This window comes from Gordonia sp. (in: high G+C Gram-positive bacteria) (genome assembly GCF_020438995.1).
Classification (GTDB): domain Bacteria; phylum Actinomycetota; class Actinomycetes; order Mycobacteriales; family Mycobacteriaceae; genus Gordonia.
Genome location: NZ_JAGQTN010000310.1, coordinates 1 through 3,851, shown reverse-complemented (window position 1 = coordinate 3,851; position 3,851 = coordinate 1). Strand labels below are relative to the sequence as shown.

Genomic DNA, 3,851 nt, shown 5'->3' with positions numbered 1-3,851 from the left:
GGGGTCTTCATGTAGAACGACAGCATCTTGTCGTTGACGTGGCGGCCGAGGGTCGCCGACATCGGCACCTTCTTGCGCAGCGCGCGGTCGAGAGCGAGGCCGACGTCGTCGGAGTTCTCCACCTCCACCATCAGGTGCACGATGCCGGTGGGGTTGGGCAGCGGCAGGAAGGCCAGCGAATGGTGGCGCGGGTTGCAGCCGAGGAACCGAAGCCAGATGGAGCTGCCCGGTTCGCGGCCGGCAAGCTCACCCGGCAGGCGCATCGAATCACGCAGGCGGAAACCGAGGACGTCGCGGTAGAACTCGAGCGTCGCCTTGTCGTCGGGGCAGGTCAGGACCACGTGGCCGAGACCCTGCTCCCCGGTGACGAACCGGTGGCCGTACGGGCTGACGATCCGCCGGTGCTGCAGAGCTACACCGTGGAACACCTCCTGGGTGTTGCCGGCGGGGTCGTCGAAGACGATCATCTCGACCACGCAGCGGTCGGCGAGTTCCTCGTCCTTACCCTCCCGGAAGATCACTCCCGCGGCCGACAGCCGGTCCCGGACATCTTGCAGCGCTGCGGCATTGGCGCATTCCCAGCCTGCGCTGCCGAGGTGGTCGCGGTCGGACGGGGTGATCACCAGGCGCGCGGGGAAGTCGTCCATCCGCAGATAGAGGTTGTCGGGATTGGTTCCCTTGCCCTCGACCATGCCGAGGACCTTCAGGCCGTAGTCGCGCCAGGCGGTGATGTCGGTGGCCTCGATACGCATGTACCCCAGTGACCGGATCGGGCTGTCTTCGGTCATTTCGTTTCTCCTGCTTGTGGTTTCGGTTCTGGTGGCGAAGTCATGCGGTCGGGTCGCCGGACCCTTCGTGACGTCGGCTCGCAAGCTCGCCGACCCTCAGGGATCAAGATGTCGGCCGGTATACAAACTCGCCGACCCTCAGGGATCAAGATGGCGGGCGGTATACAAACTCGCCGACTCTCAGGGAGGAAGATGTGGGCCGGTATACAAACTTGCCAACTCCTGAGGGATCAAGATGGCGGCCGGATTACCAACTTGCCAACCCCGGCGTTCAAGATGTCGGCACGCCCTCGGGGACCAAGACGATGACCGGCTTGCCTGGCGGTCAGACCATGGAGTCGCCGATGGGGATGCCGAACTCGCCGTTGCCGAAGGCGGTGTAGGCGCGTTCGGGATCGTTGGCGGCGTGGACGCGGCCGCCGTGGGCGTCGCGCCAGAACCGCTGGATCGGCGAGTCGAGGTTGAGCGCTCCTCCGCCGGAGTTCTCGAACAGCAGGTCGATGGACGCGATGGCGCGGGCGGTGGCGCGCACCTGATCGCGGCGGGCGGCCAGGCGCAGTTCCATCGGGATCTCCTCGCCGGCGAGGATCAGGTCGTATTCGGACTGCAGGTTGCCCGAGAGCTGGCGCCAGGCGGCGTCGATGTCGCTGGCGGCAGCGGCGATGCGGACCTTGGCGAACGGATCGTCCTTGCTCTTCTCGCCGGCATACGCGGCACGCACCCGCTTGCCCTGATGCTCGACGTGTGCGGTATAGGCGCCGTACGCCATTCCGACGATCGGGGTGGAGATGGTACTGGGATGGATTGTGCCCCAGGGCATCTTGTAGACGGGTGCGGTGTTGCGCTCAAGGCCGGGGCTCTCGTAGTTGGCCATCGTCCGCATGCTCAGCACGCGGTGACGGGGGACGAACACGTCCTTGACCTCAAGGGTGTTGGAGCCGGTCCCTTTCAGGCCCACCACGTGCCAGACGTCCTTGATGGTGTAGTCCGAGCGCGGGATGAGGTAGCTGACGAAATCGACGGGACGGCCGTTCTTGAACACCGGGCCACCGACGAATGCCCAGTCGGCGATCTCGCAACCCGAGGAGAACGCCCAATTGCCGTTGACCTTGTAGCCGCCCTCGACGACCTCGCCCATGCCCATCGGCGCGTACGAGGAGGAGATGCGGACCGTCGGGTCGGCGCCCCAGACGTCTTCCTGGGCCTGCTGGTCGAACAGTCCGAGATGCCAGTTGTGGATGCCGATGATGCCGGCGACCCAACCGGTGGATCCGCAGGCGGTCGCGATCCGGCGCACCGCCTCGTAGAAACTGACCGGGTCGACCTGGTATCCGCCCCACTGCTCGGGCTGCATCAGCTTGAAGAAGCCGGCTTCGTCCAGATCGCGCACCGTCTCCTCGGGGATGCGGCGCAGCTCCTCGGTCCGCGACGCACGCTGTTCGATCTCCGGGAGCAACGCGCTGATGTTGTCCAGAACGCGCTGCGCATCGGCGCCGCGAGTCCTGCTGTCTACCTGTGAACGGCCTGCTGACATCTGCCTGCTCCTTCGTTGTGTTCGGCTACGGGGCGATTCGTCGGACGTCCCCGGCCCTGAACCACGGTTGATCGTTTCCCAGATTAGAACACGTTCTATTTCTTGTCGAGCACCAGCCCCCAGTGCCCCCTGCCAGGACCAATTGCCCAAAGTCAGCATGCCGTCTGCCGCAAATCTGCAACGTGTTCTAGTATGGCGGTCAGAGTACGGACCGTCACCGAATCAGGATGGAGACCCCGACGATGTCTGGAATACAGACCTCCGCCGCCGCCGGCCCCCAGCGCGACTACCGGGAGATCGACACCGGAACACCCCCGACCCGCTTCGCCCGCGGCTGGCACTGCCTCGGACTGATCGAGGAGTTCACCGACGGCAAGCCGCACTCGGTCGAGGTCTTCGGGACCAAGCTCGTCGTGTGGGCCGGAGACGACGGACAGATCAACGTCCTGGACGCCTACTGCCGGCATATGGGCGGAGATCTGTCGCAGGGCCAGATCCGTGACGGCAACGTCGCGTGCCCGTTCCACGGCTGGAAATGGAAGGGCAACGGCCGCTGCGCGGGCGTGCCGTATGCCAAGCGCAGTCCCAAGCTCGCCAAGACCCGCACCTGGCAGACGATGGTCCGCAACGGTCAGGTGTTCGTCTACAACGACCCCGAGGGCAACCCGGCGCCCGAGGAAGTCATCATCCCCGAACTGGCCGAGGTCGGTTCGGACAAATGGACCGGGTGGACGTGGAACCGCATGGTGATCGAGGGCTCCAACTGCCGCGAGATCATCGACAACGTCGTCGACATGGCGCACTTCTTCTATGTGCACTACGCCCTGCCCGACTATTTCAAGAATGTCTTCGAGGGTGAGACCGCGGCGCAGTACATGCGCTCGCACGGTCGTCCCGATGTCGACCTGGGCGGCGTCGCGTACGTCGACAGCAAGCTGGAGTCGATTGCCGCGTACTACGGACCGTCGTACATGTTGAACCCGATGGTGCAGTACTACGGCGGTTTCGCCATCGAGACCATTCTGACCAACTGCCACTACCCCATCGACTCGAACTCGTTCGTGCTGATGTTCGGCGTCATGGCCAAGATCCCTGAGGGCCTGACAGCTGCTCAGGCGGAGAAGATGGTCCAGAAGATCACCAAGGGTATCGAGATGGGCTTCCTCCAGGACGTCGAGATCTGGAAGAACAAGACCCGCATCGAGAATCCGCTCCTGGTGGAGGAGGACGGGCCGGTGTATCAGTTGCGCCGCTGGTACGACCAGTTCTACGTCGACAAAGCCGATGTCACCGACGATATGACGCAGCGTTTCGAGTACGAGATCGACACCACCAAGGCCGTCGAGAACTGGAATATCGAAGTGCAGGAGAATCTGCGGCGCAAGCAGGAGGAAGCCGCGCAGCGCGAGGCCGAAGAGGTCGGCGCCGGAAGCACATCGAGTTAGGCCGGGGACGACGAGAGGCACCGCCATGACCCGCACCATCGGTTCGGCCGATACGCCCTCGCCCAGTGCGCCATCCCCCAGTGC

3 protein-coding genes are annotated in these 3,851 nt (G+C 64.5%); 1 reads left to right on the top strand and 2 read right to left on the bottom strand.

What is annotated here, in order from left to right; translation table 11 throughout:
* Together hsaC and hsaA are read right to left on the bottom strand one after the other, a co-directional pair.
* A partial coding sequence (hsaC, locus tag KDB67_RS21470) for an iron-dependent extradiol dioxygenase HsaC (protein WP_291020441.1) occupies window positions 1-788 on the bottom strand: 788 nt, incomplete at its 3' end.
* A 325-nt stretch (window positions 789-1,113) separates the two neighbouring features.
* A complete protein-coding gene (gene hsaA / locus KDB67_RS21465) occupies window positions 1,114-2,322 on the bottom strand; it encodes a 3-hydroxy-9,10-secoandrosta-1,3,5(10)-triene-9,17-dione monooxygenase oxygenase subunit (protein ID WP_291020439.1) in 1,209 nt (402 codons plus the stop codon).
* Between the two features lie 242 nt (window positions 2,323-2,564).
* Here hsaA and KDB67_RS21460 point away from each other — a divergent pair, with 242 nt between their 5' ends.
* Window positions 2,565-3,767: a Rieske 2Fe-2S domain-containing protein gene (locus KDB67_RS21460; RefSeq protein ID WP_291020437.1), complete on the top strand. Its 1,203-nt coding sequence runs from the start codon at window positions 2,565-2,567 to the stop codon at window positions 3,765-3,767.
* Window positions 3,768-3,851: the final 84 nt, after the last annotated feature.